Annotated in this window: 20 protein-coding genes and 1 pseudogene; 11 read left to right on the forward strand and 10 right to left on the reverse strand. The window is 49.1% G+C overall.

The window, feature by feature from the left end; translation table 11 throughout:
• Positions 1-69: 69 nt before the first annotated feature.
• From Q4579_RS11730 to Q4579_RS11740, 3 genes and pseudogenes are all read left to right on the forward strand, one after another.
• Positions 70-402: pseudogene (locus Q4579_RS11730) on the forward strand (GNAT family N-acetyltransferase); the annotation flags it as partial.
• Between the two features lie 51 nt (positions 403-453).
• Positions 454-957, forward strand: a complete 504-nt coding sequence (locus Q4579_RS11735; RefSeq protein WP_303564481.1) for a GNAT family N-acetyltransferase — start codon at positions 454-456, stop codon at positions 955-957.
• Between the two features lie 17 nt (positions 958-974).
• On the forward strand, positions 975-1,286 hold the full coding sequence (locus Q4579_RS11740) for a cupin (RefSeq protein ID WP_303564354.1): 312 nt from the start codon (positions 975-977) through the stop codon (positions 1,284-1,286).
• A 100-nt stretch (positions 1,287-1,386) separates the two neighbouring features.
• On the opposite strand, the gene Q4579_RS11745 is transcribed toward Q4579_RS11740, so the two are convergent.
• The gene (locus Q4579_RS11745) at positions 1,387-3,819 is read right to left on the reverse strand and encodes a M9 family metallopeptidase (protein ID WP_303564357.1); all 2,433 of its coding nucleotides are present in this window, start codon (positions 3,817-3,819) and stop codon (positions 1,387-1,389) included.
• Positions 3,820-4,326: 507 nt separating this feature from the next.
• On the opposite strand from Q4579_RS11745, the gene Q4579_RS11750 reads away from it, so the two are divergent.
• Positions 4,327-5,259, forward strand: a complete 933-nt coding sequence (locus tag Q4579_RS11750; protein ID WP_303564359.1) for an EboA domain-containing protein — start codon at positions 4,327-4,329, stop codon at positions 5,257-5,259.
• A gap of 103 nt (positions 5,260-5,362) precedes the next feature.
• Here the strand turns inward: Q4579_RS11750 and Q4579_RS11755 are convergent, their stop codons facing one another.
• Complete coding sequence (locus Q4579_RS11755) at positions 5,363-6,409, reverse strand: hypothetical protein (RefSeq protein ID WP_303564360.1); 1,047 nt, start codon at positions 6,407-6,409, stop codon at positions 5,363-5,365.
• 342 nt (positions 6,410-6,751) lie between these two features.
• Here Q4579_RS11755 and Q4579_RS11760 point away from each other — a divergent pair, with 342 nt between their 5' ends.
• Entirely contained in the window at positions 6,752-7,111 is a 360-nt protein-coding gene (locus Q4579_RS11760; RefSeq protein ID WP_303564362.1) for a hypothetical protein, read from the forward strand.
• A 95-nt stretch (positions 7,112-7,206) separates the two neighbouring features.
• Here the strand turns inward: Q4579_RS11760 and Q4579_RS11765 are convergent, their stop codons facing one another.
• Complete coding sequence (locus Q4579_RS11765; RefSeq protein ID WP_303564364.1) at positions 7,207-8,511, reverse strand: mechanosensitive ion channel family protein; 1,305 nt, start codon at positions 8,509-8,511, stop codon at positions 7,207-7,209.
• 302 nt (positions 8,512-8,813) lie between these two features.
• Between Q4579_RS11765 and Q4579_RS11770 the strand changes: the two genes are divergently transcribed.
• Positions 8,814-9,434, forward strand: coding sequence for a class I SAM-dependent methyltransferase (locus tag Q4579_RS11770; RefSeq protein WP_303564366.1), 621 nt, complete (start codon positions 8,814-8,816; stop codon positions 9,432-9,434).
• Between the two features lie 86 nt (positions 9,435-9,520).
• Here the strand turns inward: Q4579_RS11770 and Q4579_RS11775 are convergent, their stop codons facing one another.
• From Q4579_RS11775 to Q4579_RS11785, 3 genes are read right to left on the reverse strand one after another with little or no spacing between them, the layout of a single operon-like run.
• On the reverse strand, positions 9,521-10,786 hold the full coding sequence (locus Q4579_RS11775) for an ABC transporter substrate-binding protein (RefSeq protein ID WP_303564367.1): 1,266 nt from the start codon (positions 10,784-10,786) through the stop codon (positions 9,521-9,523).
• Entirely contained in the window at positions 10,783-12,228 is a 1,446-nt protein-coding gene (locus tag Q4579_RS11780) for an ATP-binding protein (RefSeq protein WP_303564369.1), read from the reverse strand. Before Q4579_RS11780 ends, Q4579_RS11775 begins: the two co-directional genes overlap by 4 nt.
• A 14-nt stretch (positions 12,229-12,242) precedes the next feature.
• Positions 12,243-12,938: a response regulator transcription factor gene (locus Q4579_RS11785; protein ID WP_303564371.1), complete on the reverse strand. Its 696-nt coding sequence runs from the start codon at positions 12,936-12,938 to the stop codon at positions 12,243-12,245.
• Positions 12,939-13,254: 316 nt separating this feature from the next.
• On the opposite strand from Q4579_RS11785, the gene ptsG reads away from it, so the two are divergent.
• Positions 13,255-14,700: a glucose-specific PTS transporter subunit IIBC gene (gene ptsG / locus Q4579_RS11790; protein WP_303564373.1), complete on the forward strand. Its 1,446-nt coding sequence runs from the start codon at positions 13,255-13,257 to the stop codon at positions 14,698-14,700.
• A gap of 141 nt (positions 14,701-14,841) precedes the next feature.
• On the opposite strand, the gene Q4579_RS11795 is transcribed toward ptsG, so the two are convergent.
• The gene (locus tag Q4579_RS11795; protein ID WP_303564375.1) at positions 14,842-17,157 is read right to left on the reverse strand and encodes an FdhF/YdeP family oxidoreductase; all 2,316 of its coding nucleotides are present in this window, start codon (positions 17,155-17,157) and stop codon (positions 14,842-14,844) included.
• 549 nt (positions 17,158-17,706) lie between these two features.
• On the opposite strand from Q4579_RS11795, the gene Q4579_RS11800 reads away from it, so the two are divergent.
• The 4 genes from Q4579_RS11800 to Q4579_RS11815 all read left to right on the forward strand — a co-directional run bounded on the left by Q4579_RS11800 (position 17,707) and on the right by Q4579_RS11815 (position 21,816).
• Positions 17,707-18,447: a response regulator gene (locus Q4579_RS11800; protein ID WP_303564376.1), complete on the forward strand. Its 741-nt coding sequence runs from the start codon at positions 17,707-17,709 to the stop codon at positions 18,445-18,447.
• Positions 18,448-18,468: 21 nt separating this feature from the next.
• Positions 18,469-19,908: an ATP-binding protein gene (locus Q4579_RS11805; protein ID WP_303564378.1), complete on the forward strand. Its 1,440-nt coding sequence runs from the start codon at positions 18,469-18,471 to the stop codon at positions 19,906-19,908.
• Between the two features lie 97 nt (positions 19,909-20,005).
• A complete protein-coding gene (locus tag Q4579_RS11810; protein WP_368501985.1) occupies positions 20,006-21,256 on the forward strand; it encodes an ABC transporter substrate-binding protein in 1,251 nt (416 codons plus the stop codon).
• Positions 21,257-21,309: 53 nt separating this feature from the next.
• On the forward strand, positions 21,310-21,816 hold the full coding sequence (locus Q4579_RS11815) for a histidine phosphatase family protein (RefSeq protein ID WP_303564383.1): 507 nt from the start codon (positions 21,310-21,312) through the stop codon (positions 21,814-21,816).
• 70 nt (positions 21,817-21,886) lie between these two features.
• Here the strand turns inward: Q4579_RS11815 and Q4579_RS11820 are convergent, their stop codons facing one another.
• The 3 genes from Q4579_RS11820 to Q4579_RS11830 all read right to left on the reverse strand — a co-directional run bounded on the left by Q4579_RS11820 (position 21,887) and on the right by Q4579_RS11830 (position 25,793).
• Complete coding sequence (locus Q4579_RS11820; protein WP_303564385.1) at positions 21,887-23,203, reverse strand: PAS domain-containing methyl-accepting chemotaxis protein; 1,317 nt, start codon at positions 23,201-23,203, stop codon at positions 21,887-21,889.
• Between the two features lie 653 nt (positions 23,204-23,856).
• Positions 23,857-25,008, reverse strand: coding sequence for a hypothetical protein (locus Q4579_RS11825; RefSeq protein ID WP_303564388.1), 1,152 nt, complete (start codon positions 25,006-25,008; stop codon positions 23,857-23,859).
• Between the two features lie 20 nt (positions 25,009-25,028).
• Positions 25,029-25,793: an outer membrane lipoprotein-sorting protein gene (locus Q4579_RS11830; protein ID WP_303564482.1), complete on the reverse strand. Its 765-nt coding sequence runs from the start codon at positions 25,791-25,793 to the stop codon at positions 25,029-25,031.
• Positions 25,794-25,819: the final 26 nt, after the last annotated feature.

Raw genomic sequence — 25,819 nt, forward strand, 5'->3', positions numbered from 1 at the left:
CAACAGGTTTCTCTCCGGCCAGCCACTCTGGCAGATCTAGCTTTTTTATTCACTCTGCGCGATCTGACGATGAAGACTTATCTGGAACAGGCGGGTGTACCGAGTGACAGAGAAGCTTCGCTGGAGCGGATTTTGTATCAGTTTGAACATGCACAGGTGATTGAAGTCGATGGTCAGAATGCGGGACTGCTGAAAGTCAGTTATTCGTATGAGCAACGGCTGTGGTCTCTGCATCAAATTCAAATCTTACCTCAGTATCAAAATCGTCAGATAGGCCGCACCCTGATTGGTCAGTTGATTGCGCGAGCATCTGTAAAAGGTGACCATCTCGCGCTGAGCGTACTGAAAATTAATCCGGCAAGGCATTTGTATGAGCGGCTTGGTTTTGACAACGTCGGTGAAACAGAACAAGAAATACTGATGCAGTGCCAGCCTGGTATTGCTCAGGGAAAAATGATTGATATTGAGCCGGTGACACGCGCAGAGCGTGCCCGGCTGGTGGATATTTTTCTTGAGTTAGAGGCGTATTATTTTGCAGATCAGGCAGCCTCTCAGTCGGAAATTGAAGCCTATCTGACCGACTCACTTTTTGCAGAACATTCAGGCGTCCGTGTTGTTGCGGCTTATACAGGCGGCGTGATTGTCGGGTTTGCGACTTACAGCATCCTGTATCCGTCCCCTAAGTTGTCCGGCCAGATGTTCATGAAGGATTTATTCGTTGCGGCCAGCGCACGGGGTCAGAAAGTGGGACAGGCATTGATGCGGTATCTGGCAAAGGATGCTTTCACGAAGGGGTGTCGCCGTCTGGACTGGACCGCAGAGCGCACAAACCCTGGGGCCGGGCGCTTTTATCAGTCCATTGGCGCCTCGCAAGTTGCAGAGAAAGAATATTACCGCTTTTCGGATGAGGCGCTGGCAGCTTTTGCATCTGGTCGCGACCAGATACCACAACATTGAAACAGAAAGGATTTAGGATGAAAGTGATTCGCAGTCAGGAATTTACCGCCCAGCGGGCGTGGGGAGCGATGGACATTGCCAATATGAAAGGGATCACGACCCGCTTGCATTGGACGGATCAACCTTACAAATGGCATATCAACGATGGTGAGGAAGTCTTTGTTGTGCTCGATGGCGAAGTGGAAATGTTTTACCGAGAAGCCGGTGTGGCGCGGTCTGTGAGCTTGGGTGTCGGGGATATCTTTTATGCTGCGGTGGGCACGGAGCATGTCGCACATCCGAAAGGTGAGGCGCGAATTTTGGTGATTGAAACCGAAGGCAGTGTCTGACAAAAAAAGGCGCAGAACGATCAGGGGGAATGAGACGAACTGCGCCATTCGGGAGGCTGCCTGGCGACCGAGACTGAAGCCAGCAGCTTTACGCCATCAATTAATAGACCGTGGCATAAATCTCAACGTTTGCCGATTCACCGGTATTGTTTAACAGGAAATGGATATAACCGGATTGCTCGGATTTCATTTCGATAAACTCCTGATGGCCCGCGTAAGTGGAGGCCGCGTCGTATTGTGTCTCCGTTGGCCAGTGTGCCTGAGCTGCATACAAATTGGTATTTCCAGGCTGGTTATCGGATGTCGGTGTCACCCAGACACGCACGGACTGTCCGGCATTTGGCACGTGAATCGCCAGATAACGCTGCGCTGAAACTTGTATTGTTTGCGGCTGATCCGCAGTCAGCACAATGGGCGTCAGATCATCAGCGGGTTGTGTTCCCGGAGGCGTTGGATTGTCGGCAGCCACCTCTGCAGATGCCGTCAGGGACACTTGGCTGAATGCTTCCCGGCCAGTCACGCTCAGGTAATAGCGACCCGGTTTAATGAATCCATCCGCTTGCGGTGTGAAGTCAAGGATTTCGTCGCTGCCCGGCGCGAAAGCGGTAAAGTCGAAGTCGTAGTAATGGGCGACACGGCCAAAGCTGGCGTAGAGATCGGCATCTCCGTCTCCGGTAATTCGCATAGAAAATTCACGTGTTTTTGCCGGAATATCAACGTAGTACAGGTGCTCACTGTAGGCTTCGCCTGCCAGCGTGACCGGGGAGTTCAGGCTCAATGGCGTTGCCTTATCTGGCGTTGGCTGCGGATCTGGCGCAGGTTCACCCGGTTCTTGCGTGGATTCAACGGTCAGCAGCCATTGATTGAACGCAACCCCGTATGTATTTCCCAGTGTTTTGGCCGTTTGGGTCCATTGGGTGTAATCCCCCTGACGGCCAGCAGACAGCAGAGTATTAACTTCGTCAGGATGGTTTTCCATCAGGAAACGCACGGCCAGATAGCCCCAGCGGTAAATTCTGTTCAGATCGTGATCATATGTTGTCGACAAGACTTCAGACAGAGAGTAAGTCTGCTCCCGGGCCAGTTCGACAGCGGCAGTGTAACCTTGTTTGTAGTGCATATACTCCGCAAATCCTTCCAGCCACCACACCGTGTGACCCGGACTCAGAACATCATTGAAATCGCCGTACAAATTGAAGCGGCCATCCAGATAATGCACATACTCATGTTCCAGGTTCAAAATGCTGTAACCTTCGGCATATTCATTGCGGTATGCCACGAATCTGGCCTGGTTTTGCGGGTCTGCCGGATTGCCTTCCAGATACTGACCGCCGTTGTTGGTGGTATTGCCAAATAGGAAATTGGAATAACTGACGTAATCTGCATTGTTATCAAAAACAACAACTTCAACCGTATCATTCAGGTCGTCTGTCACCGGCTGATAACCAGAATTCACAACCTGATGAAAATCTGCTTCTTTGTCGGCAAGGATAGCGCAGACGTCAGCTGCCTGAGCCTGTGTCATGTGTTGCGCACGAACGATCGCCGGACCTTCGCAGTTGTATCGGAAGGGCATCACAATGGCTTCAAGCTTTGCCTTTGCGTCTTTCACGCCGAGTGATTCTGCTTTGTCGGGGGCAAAGTAGTTGATCATTTCTGCAATGCCAACCCACATCTTGTTGCTCTTCCCACCCAGCGGATAACGCTGCAGCAGAGATTCAAGGATCGACAACACCTGCTGACGAGTGCTTTGGTGCGGTGTGACTAACAGTCGGCCCATTTCTCGTGCGGCATTGGTCACAATGAATTCAGCTTCAGTGCCGAGCGCCCATTCGTTATCCAAAACGAATTGATGTAACTGCGTCAGATATTCCGGGTGTTGGGCCAGATCATCATAAAAAGCATCCAGGCTGATGTGGCCGCTCATGGCGCGGAACAAATTATTGAGTGCGTCAACGAATTGAAGATCCTGCGCTGTTTCCGGTGTGAACTGATGCATCAGCTGCAGCTGATTTGCCATGGTCAGCGGCAGCTGGCGGATATTGTCGACCATCACTGTCATGCTTTTCAGAGCTGCGACTTGTTCTCTGCCGCTTTGCGCAGCGTAAGGGGAGGCCAGAAACGCGTTGATTGTCCCGGCAAGTGCGATATCCAGTGCGTCGGAAAAATCCCCGTACTGTGCTTTATTCGGATATCGCACGTAATAGGCGGCCCGAACAAATTCGCCCAGATTTTCAATCACAGCAGCTTGCTCCGCTTCACCCTGATACCCTTGGATCTGAAGCATTAACTGCTGTTGAATATTCAACAGGCTGTTCTCACTGAACAGGGTATTCAGTGTTTCTGGTGGCGCTGAAAACCATGCATTCCGACAATCCAGGTCTGCCTGCTCAATGTCCGTGACAGGGGTTGGAGAAGCCAGTAAAGCTTCAATTTCGCAGGCAGGCGCTGCGGATGCATTGTTCGCATAGAGACCAGCTGCAACAAGCAGTGCCAGCGCTGAGTGTCTGAAACCGGATTGTAAATTGTTCATATAAGCAACCTGTTGATTTGCGTGGAGTAAAGAAACGCGTTATACCAACAAGCAATAAAAATGCATTAGGTTGAATATGAAACTAAGATATTGGTTCACAAAACAACAGCATCGTATATGAGGGAATCTGGATGTGAGCTGTGGAAGTGGCTTGCTGGAATCTGAGTAAGGTTGCGGCGGGCTTGATCCTAATGGACGTTTTGAGCTGAAACTGAATCTCGCTCACTGAAATGCAAGTGATATTCCTGTCATTTACATTATGAGAAACGAAAGAAATCACAAAATAAACCTTTCTATCAGGCCCAAGTCAGAGATCAGCCTTTATTCTTTGAAGGGACAGCTATATTCAACTCAAACAATATTAAATATTCCTTATGGAAATCTTCGCGACTGAATCGTCGATGGTAGGTCAGCCTCTGCGGCGTGATTCTTTGTCGTGGCTCTTGCTGCCAGCCAGCATGAAGGGTCACAGCCGGATGCAGGTCACCAGACAGTGAGAGAGTAATTATGTATTCCCGACGTTTTGATACGCCACTCAGCCATTTTTCTCCTGACGCCTTACAAAGTGAATTAAATGTCATGCTGGATCCGGCATCTCGTACCTGGCTTCAGGTTGGCAGAGACAAAATCCTGGATTGCCGCACGCTCGAGCTGGCAGTGAATACGCTGTTGCTCACCAGTGCGATGGCACAGCGTAAATTGGGTGAAGAAGCACTCAGATATCAGCCGGAAGGGACGCACTGGCAAGTGGATCAGGCTGCTCGGTTACTCTTGTTACTGACGCTCAGAAGCATTGTCCCTGCCGTGAACTGGCCGGAATTAATGCTTTCAATTTACCGCCAGTTTGATGACAGTGAAAAGATTGTCACGGTTCGGGCTTTAGACTGGCTGGCAGAAAATCATGAGTTGAATCCCATTGCGGTGGAGACTGTGAATACCTCGAATCTCAACCTTTTCTCGGCGCTGGCACTGAAAAATGCTTACCCTGTGAAATTCTTAAATGAATGTACTTTTCTAAAGCTGGTACAAAAAGCGGTGCTGTTGGACTTGAATCTTGAACAGATTGAAGGTTTGCCGCTGCGTCAGTCGCCGGAACTGACCAAATTGTGTATGGGTCTGGTGTGTGAGCGGTTACATGCTGAGCAGGATATTCCACCGAGTATCTGGCTGGGGATGCGATATCGGTATTTGTCTGATCAAGGTAAAGACCTCTATTTGGGTAATGTATTCTCAGAGTCTGAGCAGCATCAGTATTTTACGCTGTTAGGACTGGTGAATAATGGGGCACAGGAATGCCCAGCCGACTTCTGGCAACAACTGGCGAAGTCAGCTTTTTCCATGGCGTCGCACATTCGTCCGCTTGCCGATGAATTGCTCAGTGAGGCGCGATTCTCGCGAACGTCTTCATGTTTCAATGCCGGTCATTTTCGGACACCATAACTTCTGGGGACAGACATCATTATTCGCTTTCGCTGAAGGTTTTTAGCGGGACAGTCACAGAAAAGGAAGTGGGTCTGTCCCGTTAGTGGTCTGAGGGAGTGGATTAATCCGTCGGGTAGTAGGCGTTACATGTCAGGGGATTTGAGCTTGCATACTGATTTCTGGGTTGACTCAAATCGGTATAACGGTCTCCCAGAGTGAGAGGACCCGCGAAGATTGCTTCCGTAGCGATGGAGCAGGCATCATTGCCATCGGCTTCGGTACAAAAATTAGCAGGGTAGACGGAATTAATCGCGCCAAGGATGATACCATTGCCTTCTTGCCCGCATTGCCAGTTAAATCCGGCCAGATATTCCCAGTGACTTCTGTGACCGAAAAGCAACCGGATCATGTCGTCTTCATAAAGGCCGTTCCAGTTAAAGGTCCATAAGAAGATCGAATTGATATGTGACTTGTGAGAAATATCACCGCTGAGATAATTCAGATTATTCATATCCCAGGAAGGACCGGTGTGAGTCCCGAGATCGCCCAGAAATGGATTCCCGGCAGATAACCCGCATTGCAGCCCCCAAGATTGACATTGCTGAGCCGCGAGATTGGTATCCTGGTTGCTGTCTGCTTCAATAATAAATGTGCTTTCCTTTTGCAGGTTTCTTTGAACGATTTCATTTCTGACAACTTGCGTATAAGTCGTATTTAACTGACTGGCTGGCCAGACCCCCCAGTATTTCCGGACGGTATTGTCACCGGTACCTAATGTATCAAACACAATGTGAGTCAGCGCCTGATAATCTGCATGGGTTGCATGGCCGGTTTTTACGTCCAGCCAGACAGCACCAATCTGGCTGTTGTTTATCCCAGAAACGCCTGTCCCTGTAAGGGCTGTCTCGAGAACATCCGATAAGTTATAAGCTGTCGTATCTCCCCGGTGATAAGCGCACCATAAATCTCGCGTACAGCGGCGATGAGCGGGGATGTTTTTGGCAAGCGATATATCCACTTCTATCGCATTTAAATGGTCGTCAATGGCGTGATTCACTGCTTCAGGGCTATTGGCTCTGTGTGCAAACAACCATGCGCCATTTGAAGCAAACGTTTGAGAGGGGCTGATGAAAATAACGATGAAAATAATAAAAAAATGCTTATTCATTATATTCTCCGTGAATATTGTTTGAAAAAGTTGAGGCCAGTCAATTTATCATGATCTGGTTCTCTATAAAAAATCATGCGGGTTCCCTGCTAAATGGTGATTCCCGGAATCACAAGTGGAGGGCTTAATGTGCCTGTCCCTATATCTCGTAAGAGGGGCTTGCGGTGTCTGTCCCTCTATCTCTCTATCTAACAGACAGAAGATGACTTACTGTGCCTGTCCCGGTTAGATAAAACTCATTTGAACATGTGCCTGTCCCAGTTTGATATAACGTATTTAAGAAATCGGCTGAACAGAGCGCCATCTATTGATGGATCTTTGGTGAGAAAACTTTGGAGCAACATGAATGGGATCAAAGCGGGCTTGAAGAAGTCGATCATCTATCTTGGCATGATGATTGTTCTGGCCCTCGTTTTTCAAATGGCTGTAGGGCGTGTAACGCATAGTACGACGACAATTGCGGCGTTGATGGTGTCCATTGCACTGGCGCTCAGGTTACAGTTGAAGCATGTGCCAGTGTTGTCTGTCCTCGTTGTGGCATATCTTGGCCTTGAGCGTCAGATGCAATGGTTTTTACTGGCAGGTCTGAATGATAAGCATGTCTACAGCATTGTATTGAATGGCATGTATTATTGTTTGCCTGTTGTTGGGGCTGTTCTGCTGGAGAAAGTTTGCCGGAAATGCGAACGCTGGATTGGTTAATGGGCTCGGACCATGCTGAGGTCACAACCCAAACAAAACAGCCACATTCAAGATGTGGCTGTCTGATCAACTGGCGGAACGGCGTATCTCTTCAGTTAGTTGATATTCATGAGCCCGGATGGCTTGTATTCATTGGCAACCGCTCCCGGTTTTTGAACTTGTGACTGAGCTGCGGATCGCCATTCACGGAAGTCGTGTCCGGTCGGGGCTTGCGACACCCGTAAGCCAAATTCTGGCAACACGGCAAACAGATGGTCAAAAATATCAGACTGAATCCGTTCATATTCCACCCAGATGGTTGTATTGGTGAAACAATAGAGTTCGAGCGCTATCCCGTCATGTGTTGGGGGTAACTGGCGTACCATCAATGTCATTTGCTGGTGGATGTTTGGGTGATGACGCAGGTATCGCTCCAGATAAGCCCGGAAGCTCCCCAGATTTGTCAGGCGACGGCCATTGATCCGGCAGGCTAAATCTGTATGACTCTGGGCATTGTACTGGCTGATTTCTTCCACTTTATCCTTCATGTAAGGCTCAAGCAGCTTCGCTTTTTGCAAGTAATGAATATCGGATTCGGACAGAAAACTGACGCTGGTTGCATCAATCAGCAGGCTGCGTTTAATTCTGCGCCCGCCGGATTGTTGCATGCCTTTCCAGTTTTTGAAGGAGTCAGATATCAGCGCATAAGTGGGAATTGTGGTGATGGTTTTATCCCAGTTCTGAACTTTCACTGTGGTCAGGCTGATATCAATCACATCGCCATCAGCACCGTATTTTGGCATCTCCAGCCAGTCGCCGACACTCAGCATCTTATTTGCAGAGAGCTGGATTCCGGCAACTAAACCCAGAATGGGGTCTTTAAACACCAGCATGATAACTGCGGTCATGGCTCCCAGACCACTCAGCAGAATCACCGGTGATTTACCAATCAGAATCGAAGTGCTCAGCAGCACTGCGACCACAAAGAAGATTATTTTCAGGCTCTGGGAAATACCGCGTAAAGGCATATTCCGGCCAGCCTGGGTCCGTCCGAGTAACACTTCAATCACACCCAGTACAGCATACAGGGTCAGCAGGCTGTAGAGTACAATCCATAACGAGGTGAATGTCTGAAGAATTTCGTAAACGGCGCTGTCGTCAGAAAGCCAGAGCTGTGCCTGAATGGCAATGACAATCCCCTGAATCAAAAGTGCGAAGCGGCTGAACAGTTTTTTTCCGAAAACTACCTGATGCCAGCGTGTTTCACTATGGCCGGTAAAACGGTTGAGCCACAGAATGACCCCACGATGCAGCACCAGATGAATCACAATAGAAATTGCGGCAATCAGGCCGAGGGCTTCGCCTAAATCAATCAATCGCTGAACATCAATTTGATGTGCGTTGAACCATTCCGTAATCATGTAAAAAACGTTGCCTTCTCTCATTCACTGGCGGCCAATGTAGCATGAAAGTATCAAAACAAACACGATTGGAAGACGGATATTGATGTGATTACCGGGCAGGCTGCTCTCTGGTGATGAAGGAGTAAACAACTGGAACCAAAGAGTCATATTTTTGAAATAATATGCTTGTTGTTGCACTTTAAATACTGAATAATTGACAGATATGAAAATTTCATTTTTCGACGCATGTCAACGGGTGATGGCTGCTCAGTAAATTGAAATGAAGTGCAAATGGCTAGACAGGGAGATCACAGAAATTCATGGATAATCGCGAAGAACTCTGGCGTCGGTATTATGAGCGAGCGTTGGGGCGTAATCACAACCAATTAGCAGAGAGAGCCTTCGAAATAAACCAAAGTGGTGTGGAGATCGTGGTGGATTGCGGCTGCGGGACAGGCAGTGATATTCAATTTTTCAGCAATCTTGGTTATCGGGTACATGGTTTTGATATCAACGCGGATGCGATTGCACTGTGCAGACAGCGCTTTTCAGAGAACTCGCAGGTCGAGTTGATGCAAAGCAGCTTTGAGCACTTTGATTACCCGGCGGCTGGCATTGTGTATGCCAGTAACAGTTTGTATTTTTCCTTGCCTGATGTGTTTCAGGATACCTGGGCACATATGACTGATTGTCTGGTGAGCCGGGGAGTATTTGCCGGGGATTTCATGGGTGTTGAGGACGACTGGGCGACAGGGCATCATCAGGTCATCAATGCGTTTACCCGAGATGAAATTCAGGCGCTTTTTCATGATTTTGAAATCATTGAATTGTCTGAGCGAAATGAAATGGGGTCAACGGTGCTGGGGAAACAGAAGCGCTGGCATACTTACAGTGTGTTGGCGGTCAAAAAAGAAAACCGGACTCATCCGTTTATTTTTTGAACCTGCCGTGCTGTTGAAAGTCCGATGGTGACAAGCATAAAAAGGGGATGAACCGATTCATTGTGGCTTTTATCCCCCTTTGTTTTTTATTCTCCGCGCGGGATATTCTGCAGGTGCAGAATAAAATCGTCGGGCTTCATGGTCTCATCATTGAAATATCGGTAAATCTCACTGGATGTGGCTTGCTGAGCAATCGGGCTGACCGCCATGGAGTCCACAATACTGGGGATCATTTGCCCGGTCTTCGCAGCGGTTTCCATATCTTTCTTGGCATTAATTGAACAACTGTTGAAGCCATTCAGTTTGATATCACTTCTGGCAGGCAGTGCTCCTTTGACTCGGTTGAAGGTCTTCAGAAATTCAGGGGAAGACAGGGTTTTGCTGACAACTGCCGCGGTCATTTCATCCGTTCGCGGGCTGTTAAACAGTGCGAAACTGTCCATATTGTAAATAAACCCCGGGTGTCTGGAAGGAGCAGGGTAGCAGGCAATATCCGTGGGCACTTTAGCATGGCTGGCCAGCAGATCGCCCAACACCCAGTCCCCGGAAATCTGAAACGCACGTTCGCCTTCAATTAACAGCTGTGTGCCTTCATCCCAACGCATGTGCGACATGCCTGGCTTGACTAAACGGCTGATCGCTCGGAAACGATGGAGGATCTCGTGCGTGGTGTCGCTGTTCAGGACGGCAGGATCCATCTGGATAAATGCCCGCTGATAATAGTCAGCGCCCCCATATCCAAACGCCAGATTTTCAAATAACAAAGCAACCTGCCATTGATCTTTCCCAAGTGCCAGCGGTTCAACGCCGTTTTTTTTCAGGCGCTCGAACACATCAATGAGGGCATCCCAACTTTCGGGCACGGCAAGACCGTATTGTCGCAGGACTTTTTGGTTGATCCACATCCAGTTCAGGCGGTGGATGGCAATGGGAATCGCAACATAGCGTTGCTGATACTGATTCACCTGCTGTGCGACTGGCAGAAGGTTGTCATGCCAGTTTTCATCTTTGGCGACCTGTTCCAGTTCATGCAGAAAGCCAAGCGCTGCCCAGGATTGAATCGAAGGACCTTCCAGCTGAACAATATCCGGGGGGGTACCTGCAATTGCCCGAGCCTGAAGAATCGACATCGCAGTATCGCCGCCACCACCCGGGATCGGTTGATCCAAGAGGCTGACACCAGCCTGTAACAGCGCATCTTTCACCAGATTAAAGGCTGCAACTTCACCTTTTGAAGTCCACCAATGCAGAAATTCAATCTCTTTGGGAGCGGAAGTTGGTGCATTGTTGTTTGCTGTGACCTTGCCAGAAGAGAAACAAATCAGCAGGCAAAAGAGAAAAAATGGTTTCATGTGTCGCTCGTTAGTCGGATATCAACAACCAGGCCTTGCTCAGGATGATTATGCAGCGTTAAATCACCCCCGTGGCTGCGTGCAATACTGCGGGAAATGGTGAGGCCCAGCCCGGAGCCCAGTTCATCTTGCGGGTTGACCCGAAAATAAGGTTCGAAGACTTTTTCGGCCCACTTTTTATCCAGTCCTGGTCCGTAGTCACGGAATTGGATCTGAATGTCTATCTCAGTACTTTGCATTGAAATATCGACTCTTTCTCCGTATTTCACTGCATTATCAACAATGTTGTAGAGGCAGCGTTTAATTGCGAGAGGTTTACCCAGATACAACATGGGCGTGTCGGCCGAAAAGGTCACTGTATGCTCATTTCTATTGTAGTAACTGGCGCATTGTTCAAGCATTTGCGTGATATCAATCCATTCCGGTTCTTCATGGATATCGGTATCCCGGATACATTGCAGGGCACCTTTGAGCATCAGATCAAATTCATCAAGTATCTTCTCGAACCGAGCTTTGGCCTGCTCATCGTCCAGCATTTCCGTCCGCAGTTTCAGGCAGGCAAGGGGCGTTTTCAGATCGTGAGATATCGCACCAAACAGCATTTCCCGGTCACGGATATAGGAACGGACTCTGCGATTCATTTTATTAAATGCGCGCACGGCAGCTTTCGCTTCAAGACTGCCTTCTTCCTCGACTTCTTCCACATAGAGCTGTCCGCCCATTAACGTCGCTGCTTTGGCCAGTCGCCGAATTGGCCGGATTTCCTGGCGCAACAGCCAAACAGTGCACAACACGAGTAACAGGGAGGATATCCCCAGGAATATCAGTTGCTTCTGATCAATGAACTGAGGGGACAAGGTTGAAAAGGGGACAGGCAGTGTTGCAGCCAGATAAAACCATTCGTTGTCGGACATCTGTACTTGCATGACCACAATGGGCAAATCCATATCGCCCAAAGCAAGGCTGTAACTGGCCCAGATTTCAGGCAGGGCATCCAGTTTAATGCCGGAGTTAAATACCCGAAGATCCTGGCGCTTGCTCAGGGCAACATGAATTTGGTTTGTTTTACGGATTTTCTGGTGGAGCATCTGGCTGGCGGTTGACAGCAGGATGTCTGTCCGGCTGTTCTCAATCAGGGGTGTTGTGGGCAGCAGTCGTTGGTTAATCGAAATAAAAAATCGTGTCCCGCCCATTTCACGAATCTGGTTGAGGATCAGGTATCGGTAGTTCACGGGCAGCGCATGGAAATAGTTGTAGGTATCCGCTGCATTCGACATCAGACTTTCCATGGTTTTTTTCAGGTTATCCACTTCTTTGCTGGCATTGGACTGATACCAGATGAGACCGGCAATCAGTTCCGCAATAATAATCACGATCAGCAGTGTTGCCCCGATGCGAAAAGTAATCGAGGAAAAAAGTGACTGAACGCTGCTCAACCTCATATCGCCCCGCAGCTTCAGGAGAGAACATCGCTGGCAAGCATGTACCCTTTATTTCTGACGGTCAGAATCAGGGTGCGCTCATCATCATGTAAATGTTTTCTCAGTCGGCTGATTTGTACATCAATGCCCCGTTCAAAGGGATCGGCATCCCGCCCCCAGATACACCGGGCAATATCATCGCGGCTGAGCAACTGATTGGGTTTATCCAGCATCAGGCTAATCAGATTAAAATCTGCACCGGACAACTGAACCACCTTGCCGTCGGGACTGATCAAGCGGCGTTTGAGCAGATCACAGGTCCAGCCGGAAAAGCGTAACTGATGGGGGGCTACCGGGTCATCCTGCGACACTTGTGTGCGTCGGAGCAGGGCCTTGATTCGGGCCAGTAATTCTCTCGGACTGAAGGTTTTGGTGATGTAATCATCGGCGCCGATTTCAAGCCCGGCAATCCGGTCGACTTCATCGGTGACTGCGGTCAGCATAATGATTGGCACATTCGAGCGTTTTCGGATCTGGCTGCATAAGGTCAGTCCGTCATCGCCCGGCAGCATGATATCCAGAATAATCAGGTGTGGCTCTGTGTGATGCAAATGCTTCCACATTTCTTCCCCGTCACAGGCAGTGAGAACTTTAAATTCCGAACGACCCAAATATTCGGTGAGTGCATCCCGAAGTTCCTGATTATCGTCCACAATGAGTATGGTTTTCATATCCCTTGATTCCTCATACCAATTCGTACGTCAGAGCATTGTTATTGTGTTTTGTGATGCTTTTGAAGCGCCAATGCTTGGAGTGCTCTCAATTCTTTTCAGATATTTGATTGAGGCTCCAGATTTTGCGGCTTCGTTACATCGTTGAAGCAAAACCGCAGCAAGGTAATCAGTGCTATATAGCTTATTTTTCATCCATGCTGCAATTTATATGTGTAACAAAGCACTTACAAAATCATTCGCTTTTTTAACCTATCCGGTCTGTTAATTCTTTAATTTAGAAGCGGGTTATATTTCATTACACAAGGAATTGAACATGATCAGTAGTGCGTTTGGATTATTGCAACGGATTGGCCGGTCGCTGATGCTGCCTGTCGCCGTATTGCCGGTGGCCGGCTTATTATTAGGGATAGGTTCCGCGAATTTCTCTTGGATGCCAGATTTAGTGTCTGACATTATGGCGATGTCCGGCGATGCCGTTTTTGGAAACCTCGCTTTAATTTTTGCCATCGGTGTTGCGCTAGGCCTGTCGGATAATGACGGAGCTGCCGGATTGGCAGCAACGGTTGGTTTTGCCATCATGACGGCGACTATGGGCGTGATGGCGAAACTGCATGGCATTGAGCCTGCAACGATTTTGGGTATCCCAAGCCTGAATACTGGGGTATTCGGCGGCATTATGATTGGTGCGGTGGCTGCCTATCTGTTTAACCGCTTCCATAATATTCGTTTACCTGAATATCTGGGATTTTTTGCCGGTAAGCGTTTTGTACCCATCATTACCGGGATCACCGCAATTTTCCTGGGGATCTTCCTGAGCTATGTCTGGCCGCCGGTTGGGAATGCCATCGATAGTTTCTCGCACTGGGCTGCGTATCAGAGCCCGACAACGGCCTTCGGGATTTATGGTTTTGTTGAACGCTCGCTCATTCCTTTTGGTCTGCACCATATCTGGAACGTGCCATTCTTCTTTGAAGTGGGTGAGTATGTGGATCCGGAAACCGGGAAGGTGATCAAAGGTGAGATTCAGCGTTATCTGGCTGGTGACCCGACCGCAGGGAATCTGGCGGGTGGCTATCTCTATTCGATGTGGGCACTGCCTGCCGTCGGTCTGGCTATTTATCACTCAGCACGCCCGGAAAAACGTGCACTGGTCGGCGGTATCATGGCTTCTGCTGCGTTGACGTCCTGGCTGACCGGTATTACTGAACCCATGGAATTCTCGTTCCTGTTTGCCGCCCCTGTGCTGTATGTGATCCACTGTATTCTGACCGGTATTGGCTTTGCACTGGTGACCACATTCGATATCCATCACAGTGTCACGTTTGCCCATGGTGCGATTGACTTCCTGATCTATTTCCCGCTGTCGCAAAATGCCTGGTTGTTCATTGTGATTGGTCCGCTTTGGGCGCTGATGTACTACACCATTTTCCGGGTGCTGATTGCGAAGCTGAACCTGATGACGCCGGGGCGTGAGCAAGATGCGGAATCCGTCAGCAACTTGTCTGAAATTGGCACAGAGCTGGCCGAGAATCTGATTCAGGCTTTGGGCGGTAAAGGCAATATCAAGCATGTGGATGCCTGCATTACCCGTCTTCGTGTGAGTTTGCGTGATATGGGGAAAGCCGATATTCCTAAAATCAAGCAGTTGGGTGCCCGGGAAGTGCTGGTGGTTGGTGATAATCTGCAAGCTATCTTCGGAACTCAGTCCGACAACATCAAGACTGAAATGAATGCTGCATTGATTGCGTCGCAATCATAAAGGCACGCCCGTGTTGCAAGGTCGGTTGAGGCGCTTGCGAAGGTATGTACAGCTTGTTCCCTTCCCCCGGAATAAGCTGTCAATGAAAAGTCGGGTTGCACAAGTGCGCTTCCCGGCTTTATTTTGTTGATTCATCTTGAATCAGTAAGGTGCCAAATCAATCCGTTCATCGTGAATCTGACTGGCTTTCAGGATAACGGGAATGGCTTTTGAAATGGGGGTATCACTCAGATCGCCTTTACTGTCCAGTGCAACCAGTGGATTGGTTTCCGGGAAGTAAGCCGCCAGATTGCCAGCGGGGATATCGTAACCAATGAGTTTGAATCCTTTGACCTGACGTTCAATGCCATCCGCAGCCAATGAGGTGACATCCACCCGATCACCCACATTCAGGCCCAGAGCTTCAATATCGGCCGGGTTCATCATGAGCACTTTTCGCTCGCCGGAAATACCGCGGTATCTGTCTTCAAACCCATAAATGGTGGTGTTGTACTGGTCGTGAGAGCGAACGGTCTGCAGGACAAACACGGGGTCTTCACTGAGTTGCCGGAGGTTGGCAGCCAGCAGATGTTCCGGCAGCGGGTGTGTCTTGAATTCGGCTTTACGCGAGTCCGTTTGCCAGATCCGTTCAGCAGCACTGTTGCCCAGATAAAACCCGCCGGGTTGCTTGAGCTTTCGGTTCATGTCTGAAAATCCTGGAATGACATCTGCAATCAGCTCACGAATCCGATCGTAGTCTTCTGTCAGCTTTAACCAGTCCACGGGCTGTTTGCCGAGCGTTGCCTGAGCTATACCGGCGATGATGGCAGGCTCTGAACGCATTTCACCGGTATCACTTTCAACAACACCTCCGGAAGCGTGCACCATGCTGAAGGAGTCCTCAACCGTGACCGATTGCGGGCCATTTTTTTGCAGGTCGATATCTGTCCTGCCCAGGCAAGGCAGGATCAGGCTGTCTTTACCGGTGATCAGGTGCGTCCGGTTCAGCTTGGTGGCGATGTTCACCGTGAGATTGCAGTTCGACAGGGCTTGCTGTGTTAACCGTGTATCCGGTGTCGCCGACGCAAAATTGCCACCCAGCCCGATGAATACTTTGCTCTCACCTGCGAGCATGGCCTTGATCGCATGAACGGTGTTGTGGCCATGCTGTGTCGGCGGTGAAAAGCCAAAGGTTGCTTCGATCGCCTGATTAAAGGCAGGGGCCGGTTTTTCGTTGATCCCCATTGTTCGGTCACCCTGCACATTACTGTGACCCCGTACAGGACAAACCCCCGCGCCGGGCTTGCCGAATTGCCCAAACAGGAGCTGGAGATTACTGATTTCCTGAATGGTATTCACGGAATGTTTATGCTGCGTCAGACCCATCGCCCAAGTGATGATGACCCGCTCGGACTGCCGGTAAAGGTGAGCAGCATATTCGATGTCATCCTGGCTGAGTCCGGATTGCTCAACAATGGCGGACCAGTCGGTCTGTTCCACTTCTGTCAGATATTGCGTCATGCCCGTGGTATGCGTCTGGATAAATTCCTGATCGAAAATCGACGGGCGACCGGCCAGCATTTCGGTTTTGTCGGTTTCGAGCAGTGATTTCACCATGCCGCGAACCACAGCCATATCGCCGCCCAGTTTGGGCGTGAAATAATGACTACTGATTCGGGTTGCGCCGCCTGTCAGCATTTCAGCAGGAGATTGCGGGTTGGTAAAGCGTTCCAGGCCACGTTCTTTCAGGGGATTCATCGTCACAATCGCAGCACCGCGACGTGCTGCTTTACGCAAGGTGTCCAGCATGCGTGGATGATTGGTGCCGGGATTCTGGCCAAAGACAAAAATGGCATCAGCCAGATCAAAGTCTTCAATCCGGACGGTTCCTTTCCCCACGCCAATACTTTGTTTCAGAGCGACACCACTGGCTTCATGGCACATATTCGAGCAGTCAGGAAAATTGTTGGTACCATAAGCGCGGACAAAGAGCTGGTACAGAAACGCAGCTTCGTTACTGGCTCGGCCTGAAGTATAAAACTCGGCCTGATCTGGGCTTTCCAGCGTGTTCAGATGGTCGGCAATCAGGGCGAAAGCATCGTCCCACGAAATGGCTTCATAGTAGTCGGTTTGCGCATTATAACGAACCGGATGGCTCAGACGTCCCTGATATTCAAGAAAATAATCGCTCTGCTGTTTGAGCCAGCCCACCGGATACTGAGCAAAGAATTCAGGCGTGACCCGGCGACTGGTGGCTTCCCAGTTCACGGCTTTCGCACCGTTCTCACAAAAACGGAAACGGCCGGGTTCTTCGGATTCTCCCCAGGCGCAACCCGGACAGTCAAAGCCATGATCCTGATTTGTTTTCAACAAGTTACGGATATTCCGGGTGACGTTTTCGCTTTTCACCAAATGACGTGTGGTACTGACGAGTGCGCCCCAGCCACCAGCGGAGCCTTTATATTGTTTAATGGTCATGGTGATTCCTTTCCTTGTGCAGCAATGATACAGGCATGACGACCTCAAACGTCCGGGGTTGTGTGCAGGTTACCGGGATTGGCAACGATGACAGATGATTTTTGAATGAGCAGGTCGATGCAATATCCTATTACGGCTTGCTTCATAAAAATGTAGCATTGACCACAAAAAGTGTAAGGATTGTACGGATTATCTGTCAATTCTGGGTTAACTCATTATCGATAATATGAAGCAAGACAATCGCTTATGCAGCGCTGTGCTCAACAGCTGTTACTTGCGCGTTACACTGAACCTCAAGCGTTTTGTGCTGGAGTTTGGTATCTTATACCGATCGCAGTAAATAACTGGTCATCCAATCTTGTTAAAATGTTCGATAACTGCGTTAGATTTTTTGATTGTAGAATGACTACTTATCTAAAAAATCTGCCTTGTTCTTAAACATTTTTCCTGCGCTATTTTTGATCACTTACTTACTTTGATTGGTATTAAGGCCTGAGCGGAATAAGCATTGCATGCTGTCATGGCATGGATTGAATTGAGGAATGCGGAATGATTGCGAACAAGCTGGTACTGGTTGTCGATGATGATCAGGAGATTCGCGAACTGTTAGAAGAATATCTGACCAAACAAGGTTTTCAGGTTGTGACGGCTGAGGACGGCGTCGCCATGAAGCGAGAAATGACCATCAGTGAACCGGATTTAATTTTGCTGGATATCATGTTGCCCGGTGAAGATGGTTTTGCACTTTGTCAGCATGTCCGTAAAACGTCTGATGTGCCAATTATTATGCTGACCGCAGTGTCTGACGAGATGGATCAGATTGTGGGTCTGGAACTGGGAGCAGATGACTACATTGCCAAACCGTTCAGTCCCCGGCAATTGATGGCACGTATGAAAGCGGTGATGCGGCGCGTGAAGTCGTCTGGACCTCAGCCGGACATCAGCCAGCAGGCACTCCCGAAAGCCTTTTTGTTTGACCGGTGGCGGTTGGATACGGCATCACAAATGCTGCAGGATATTCAGACCCAGCGCAGTTATGAAATGACCAACAGTGACTACGCATTACTCCTGTTGTTTTTAAGCCGACCGAATGAAGTCCTTGATCGCGATACCATTTTCTATGCAACGCGGGGACGGGATGCCCAGCCTTCAGAGCGAGCCGTGGATGTTCAGTTGAGCCGCTTGCGTCAGCGTCTGGGGGATAAAGGCCGCCAGCAGCGGCTGATCAAAACAGTACGCGGCAACGGTTATCTGTTTAATGCTGATGTCAGCTATGAAACCAAGGACTGAGCCCGTGCCGGTGGAAGGATGATGAATTGGAAAAAATGGTGGCCAACTTCGCTGATGGCCCGGACCCTGTGGTTTACATTGCTGGCCGTGTTTCTGGCCCAGATGATTGCAACACTCATCTGGTACGGACAATCCAAACGTCGAGACCTGGAAGGGCTGGACTCTGCAGCGGCCAGTATGGCCACTATGTTCGCATCCACCGTCAATTTTTTTGAATCCCTGCCACTGCAATATCGTCATATCGTGCTGGATCAGATCCGGAACATGGGGGGGACGCGATTTTTCGTGTCATTTAATGAAGAAGAAATCCGGATTGATCCGATTCCTGCCTCCCGCATGAAAAACACAGCCGTGCAGGCGATTGAAACTGTGTTGCACGATAAATTGCCGCGGCTGGAAGTGATTCGGGTGGAGTTTTCTCGCCCGGAAACACTGCATGTGTTGAGTAATGACATTCTCCTGAGCGATCTGCCCCGTTCCTGGGCCCATTACACGTTGAGCCTGGAGCCACTGAATCCACCAATTCTGGTTGTTCAGCTGGAATTGGCGGAAGGGGAGTGGCTTTACATTGCCGCATTATTACCGCCGCCTTACACGTCGCTGGAAGATGAAATCATTACCGGGCAGCAAGTGATGTTCTTGCTGTTTATTACGGCGTTGCTATTGCTGTTTACCTATACCATGATCCGGCGTCAGACCAAGCCGCTCAGGCAATTGGCAGACGCTGCCAATGCGCTCAGCATGGATATTTATCAGCCGCAGCTGAAAGAAGAAGGGGCCAGTGAACTGGTGACCGCAACCCGGGCGTTCAACCGGATGCAGCAGCGTTTACGCCGGTATATTGATGACAGGGAACATCTGTTCTCTTCAATTTCTCATGATTTGAAAACGCCCATTACCCGATTGCGTCTTCGGGCGGAATTGCTTGAAGACGACAGCAAAATCGATAAGTTCAACAAAGATTTAGATGAGCTGGAAATGATGGTGAAAGGCGCGCTTCAGACGGTTCGGGATACCGATTTACATGAGAATCTGGTGCAGGTTGATCTTTCTGAGATGCTGCGCAGTATTTCGGAAAGCCATAACCGTGAGCAGATCCGGGTGCATTTGCCTGAGGTTGAGATTGCCCCTGTCGCAGGCAAGCCGCTCGCGCTGAAGCGTTGTCTGAGTAACCTGATTGAAAACGGTGTGAAGTATGGCCAGACCGTCTGGCTAGATGTGGACGACGCCAGCGATGCGGTTGTGATTCGCATCTGGGACCAGGGACCCGGTATTCCGGATGAGAAGATGGACTCTGTCTTTGAGCCATACGTCAGGCTGGCTAAGGATGATGAAGGTCACGGTTTAGGGTTGGGAATCGCACGGAATATTTTACACGCCCATGGCGGTGAAATGACCATCCGTAATCTGAAGCAAGGTGGACTGGAAGTCAGCCTGACGTTACCCCGTCTCATAGACTAAAGTCGTTCACGACCATGGCATCTAATTTCAATCGGTTCAGAAACTCATGATGAAACAAGTTTTTGCAAGCAAAAAACGCTGGGTACATCTGTCTTCAATCGTAGTGATGGCGACAGTGCTGGGAACGTCATCCATGGTGATTGCAGCCGTGACGGAAACCAAGCGGGACGTTGAAGTGCTGCACTGGTGGACCTCAAAAGGCGAGATGAAAGCCGCCAGAGTGTTGCAAGACAGCTTAGAGCAACAAGGCATTGCCTGGCGAAACTTTGCCATTGCGGGTGGTGGCGGGGAAAGTGCGATGACTGTCCTGAAAAGTCGCGCAGTGTCAGGAAACCCACCGACAGCGGCGCAATTGAAAGGCGAAGATTTGCAGGAATGGGCGATGCTGGGTTTTCTCACCCAGTTAGATCCGGTCGCCCAAAAACAACATTGGGATCAGTTATTGCCACCCGTGATCAGTCAGATCATGAAATATCAGGGGCACTATGTCGCCGTACCCGTCAATATTCACCGTGTGAACTGGCTTTGGGTCAACCCAGCCTTACTGAAAAAAGCAGGGGCTGAGTTGCCAGACTCTCTGGCTTCTTTTTTTGCGGCGGCAGAAAAGTTGAAACAGGCGGGTATTGTGCCGATTGCTTTAGGCAGCGATCCCTGGCAGGAAGTGACTTTATTTGAATCTATTGCGTTAGCGGTTCTGGGACCTGAAGATTATCGGAGCGCCTTCGTGGATTTGGATGCCGACCTGCTGAGCAGTGCCAAAATGGTTGAAGTGTTCCGCCAGTTTGACGCGATTCGTCCTTATGTTGATGTCAAAACCAAAGCCATGGAATGGAGTGATGCCAGTGCCATGGTTGTGGATGGTGAAGCGGCCATGCAATTTATGGGGGACTGGGCGAAAGGCGAGTTCACCGCGATGGGTAAAGTACCGGGTGTGGATGTGCTTTGCTTGCCTGCGCCAGGCACACAGGGATTTTTTACCTACAATATTGATAGTTTTGCGTTCTTTAAACACGACGCCACCATGAATCCGGAATCGCAGGCAAAAATGGCGCACACGATTCTGACGCCAGAATTTCAACGTCAGTTCAACCTGGCAAAAGGTTCGATTCCGGTGCGCAACGATGTGCCTTTAACAGAGTTTGATCGCTGCGCTCAAGCATCGGCACAAGCATTTCGGGCGAATGCAGAACACCATCAGCTTGTGCCAAGTCTGTCGCAGGGTCTGGCGAACAGCAGCTATGTGCAGGCTGCTATTTTTGATGTGGTCACAGATTTCTTCCACAGTAAAAAAGCGGATCCGCAGCAAGCTGCCATGCGATTGGAAAGAGCAGTCCGGTCTGCCCGCTGATCGTTTTGTGCATGTGGCGTGGTCAATGATGAAGAAAAGGGAGGCTTTGCTTTATGAAATTACTGTTTGTGGTTCGTCATGCAAAATCGTCCTGGGATAACCCGGATTTAGATGACCATGACCGTCCGTTGAATGAACGAGGTCTTAAAAACGCTGAGGAGATGGCGAAACGCTTCGGCGCATGGCTGGCGATGCCGCAGCGAATACTGTCCAGTACGGCGGAACGGGCTTTTCAGACCGCTCAGTTTTTTGAACAGGGGCTGCACCCGCATCCAACCGAGCTGGCAACCACGGTCGGCCTTTATACCGATTCTGCTCATGAAGTTGCAGAAATTATTCAGTCGGTTTCGGATGAGATTGATCGATTGATGGTGGTTTGTCATAACCCGGCGATTAATGAATTGGTCGGGCGCTTAGGGCTGAAGATTGAGAATATGCCGACGTGTGGGGTGGCGGTTTTTGCCATTCATACGGAGCAATGGAAAAACCTCGGGCCAGAAACCTCAGAGGTGATTTTCTTTGATTATCCGAAGCGTCTGCTCAAGCCTGAAAAATCATGATCTGATTTGGGGCTGCGTCGGCTTCTCGCAGTTGCCGCGAAGCCGACGATGATTTGTTGAGTGAGCTGCTTCAGCTGGCTTCAGACATTTTTCGAACCGCATCAACAACTTCATTCATGCTGGCTTCGATCTCGTGAATCGCCTGGCTGGCTTCTTTCACCTTTTCCATGCTGCTGTGCGCATGAGAAATGATATCCGACATTGAAGTGACTGCCTGCACGGTAAATTGGCTGTTTTGTTTCACAAGGTTGTCGATTTTATCGGTGGATTCATTTGTACGGAATGCGAGTTGACGTACCTCATCTGCAACCACCGCGAACCCCCGGCCTTGCTCACCCGCCCGGGCCGCTTCAATGGCGGCGTTCAGTGCCAGCAGGTTGGTCTGGTTGGCGATGCCTGAGATAGTATCGACCATGCTGGTAATGGTTTTGGACTGTTCTTCAAGCTGAGCGATCACGTCTGACGTCATGTTCAAGGCTTCAACCATATGCGTCATTTGTTCGATGGCCAGATTGCCAGAATGGCTTCCTTCAGCAGAGAGCTGGCTTGTTTTCACTGAAAGATCGTAGGCCAACTGGCTGTTTTGATGTCCCAACAGGACGTTCTGAGTAATGTCAGTCGCAAATTTGATGACTTTATAGAGCTTTCCATTGGCATCAAAGATCGGGTTATAGGTGGCTTCAAGCCACAAGGGGTCGCCCTGATGATTGACGCGCTCAAATTTTCCGCCAAGGAATTGGCCCTGATTGAGTTGAGACCAGAAATCACGATATTCCTGAGATTTGGCATGTTCCGGGGTCACAAATAGCCGGTGATGTTTCCCTTTGATTTCCTCAAGCGTGTAACCGACAGTATTCAGGAAATTCTCATTGGCCGTCAGGATTCTTCCTTCGAGATCGAACTCAATGACAGCCATTGAACGCGAGACAGCCTGCATCTGGCTTGTATTTTCATGGTGAGCGGCAACACGTTCCGTGGTGTCCGCTGCAATTTTCAGCACCTTATAAACCTGGCCATCATCACCTTTTACCGGACAATAACTGGCTTCAAGCCAGATTTCCTGACCATTTTTTTTAAGACGCTGAAAGAGTCCTTTGGACTGCTGCCCTGCGGCGAGTTGTTGCCAGAAACGTTTGTATTCAGGACCTTGGCGGGTTTCGCTGGAGCAAAACATTTGGTGATGGTGGCCTTGAATGTCAATTAAATCATAGCCCATGGTCTTGAGGAAATGGGGGTTGGCTGTAATGATTTTTCCATCAGGAAAGAATTCAATGGTCGCGAAGACGTCGTTGATGGCATTGAGATGTTGTTTTGTTTCCAGACACTGTTTTTTTATCGCTTCGTACTCTTCAAGAGAGACGTTGTTCTTCTTGGATAAACCGAACATGTCACAGTCCTTGTTGATATATACCCTAAGAAAACATATAGCAGCAAATAATGCTTAAAAGATATTTTTCGAAGAGCCAGCACATTTTTAGTAAAAGCTAAACGATGCTGCTAATCTGCTGAAACACTCATATTTCATATCAATATGTTCTATTAATGTTTTTATCTATTAGTGTTCATGCTGAATACACTTACCTAAAGTATGGATACCAGATGCTTACTGATCGATTCCTGAACTGCTGGATGTGTGGTTATTTATCGGACTTGTGATCTCTCTCCAAGTGTCAATGTTGTTAAAAAACAGCGGTTCATTGCGTAGTTGCATATTCTCGCTGATGTCGACTGCAATTGTATTTGCTATCGATATATTGAATTTCCTATTCATGGCTATGCATTTTCATTCGTAACATGCTTAATATAAACAGGATTTTAATATTTTATTTATCAGTAAATGTTGACAGATATGCCATGAAAGCGGCGTGGCAATGGTATGCCAGTCTGGCGAAAATACGTGCTCGCCAATTCAGGGAAGTATGCGCATCTTATTGTGACCGGATGAAGTGGCCACAGTCTGATGAGGCACTGTGAATCTGAATGAAAAATGCCGGAGTCAGGGATGCTCCGGCAAGGCAGATATCAAGTGATTGTGTGCATTCAGAAATAGTATTCCAGAGCGACCTCGATGAAATCATCTTTTCGGACAAAATACAGGGGGCTATCCAGTTTATCGGTGTTAAACCACCAGACATTCGCACGCCATTTCCAGTTATTGTTGATTCGGGCGGATGCTTCAATTCTGCCGGTTGATTCCTGACTGTGATCCAAATCCTGATTGATCCCAAAGAGAATCTCAGTGCCGTCAATGTCATTGAAGGCAAAACGTGTACCCAAAAACAGATCATTCTGATTCAGGCTGAGGTCGCGGGAGTCATATTGGTACTCAGCGATCAGTCCTAAATCCCAGTAAGTATCAAATACCCCCACAATGGTATATTCAAAGCCGGTGACGGCTGCAGAGTGATTCTCCAGACTATCCCGATAGAGCGCTTCTAATTTCAGTAACCAGGAACCGAAAATACCCTGAATATCAACGCTGCTTTGTTCCATCTGGGCGTAATAAGGTGTCAGGCTTGCGGTGCCTGGCAGGAAGTAGGGATCCCGGTTGGTGCCTTTAAAAAAGCTTGCCCCTACGTCCCAGTCACCAAAATAGTTGCTGTATCGTAGCGACCAGTCAACATGTGCCTGTTCGGCAGAAGACTCATAACGGGCATCATCATTGACCGGCAAGGGGGTCCGAAGGCGTCCGTCGCTTCCGGCAAAAGTTCGTTCCCGGAAGTAGGGCAGAATAAAACCACTGACGTTTCCCCAATCCTTGACTGCGGTCAGGTTGATCATTGGCTGTCCCAATTTTTGTTCACCGTCTACAGATTCGACGTTGTCGGTCTGGTTGATCACATCCACCAAATGGATGGATTCGGTGACTCCCCAAAAAACTTTGCCAATCCCGACCCGAAGCTCGTAATCCTGGATGAGCTGCAGATACATCAATTCACGAATATCGGCATGAGTCCGTTCATCGTCCATGCTATCAAGTCGCAGGAACGGCTGGATGGTGAGACGGGCATCGCCGTCCTGAAATTCGGTAAACCACTCCGGTTCAATCACGAGAGAGGTCTGGCTTTTATCCTGTCCTTGCAGGCCATCATGAATGAATTGACGTTGTTCTAAATTGATTTGGCCACTGAAACCAGCTGCCTCGACAGAGGCAGCCAGATACAGGGGCAGTACAGCGAGACGAGAAGTCATACTTGCTCCTGTTCAGGAAATTATTTGGCGCGTTTCAGGCTGGCCTTGTTGAAATCACCTTCATCAAGCCCATTGTTAAACGTCAGTTTATGCGTGGTGAGCACTGTCGACTTGCCGGTTTGATGATTCGTCATGGTCATTTGATGAGCGCGCCAGTATTTTCCTGAATACTGTTCGTAATCGTCGAAATTCAGCGTTTTGAGTAAGCTGTCTTTCCGGTCATAGAATTCAATTTTGAGTGGACGGTAATGTGCCTTGTCGACCCAGACCAGCTGCTTGGTGTAGCCTGAGTACGCATCTGTTGGGATTTGCTTGACTTTAAATGCGTCCTGACTGGCAACTGTTTCATCCCCAAGGTAGGTGAATTCATATTTTTCAAGCTCGAATGAACTGAGATCTTCATAAGCAAATTCACTGCCCATGAACGGACCGGATTTGTTGCGCGATGCAATGCGTTTCACACGTTTTAACGCGGGCAGATAAAGCCATTGATCGTCGGGTTTGGTGGTGTGGGCAAAGTTGAGAAACGCTGTTCCCTGAACATCTCTTGGTTCATCAAAGATGGTCAGGCCTTTATCGCCGTCATCAACTACTTCCAGCGTTTTAATGCGCATTTTTCGGGTACTGCTTTCTCCCTGAGCGTTGGATAGTAGCATCGTCATATCTGCGATACTGTCTCCCCAACCGGTGTCACGCGCTTTACGCTCTTTGGCAATCTCCATGCCCTGTGTATTGCCTGCGTGACAAACGGCAGGGATCACTGCCATGCCCAGCGTGGCAAGCATGCCAATCGAGGCCAGCCATTGCGTCA

The sequence above is a fragment of the Photobacterium sp. 1_MG-2023 genome, from assembly GCF_030547945.1.
Lineage (GTDB): Bacteria > Pseudomonadota > Gammaproteobacteria > Enterobacterales > Vibrionaceae > Photobacterium.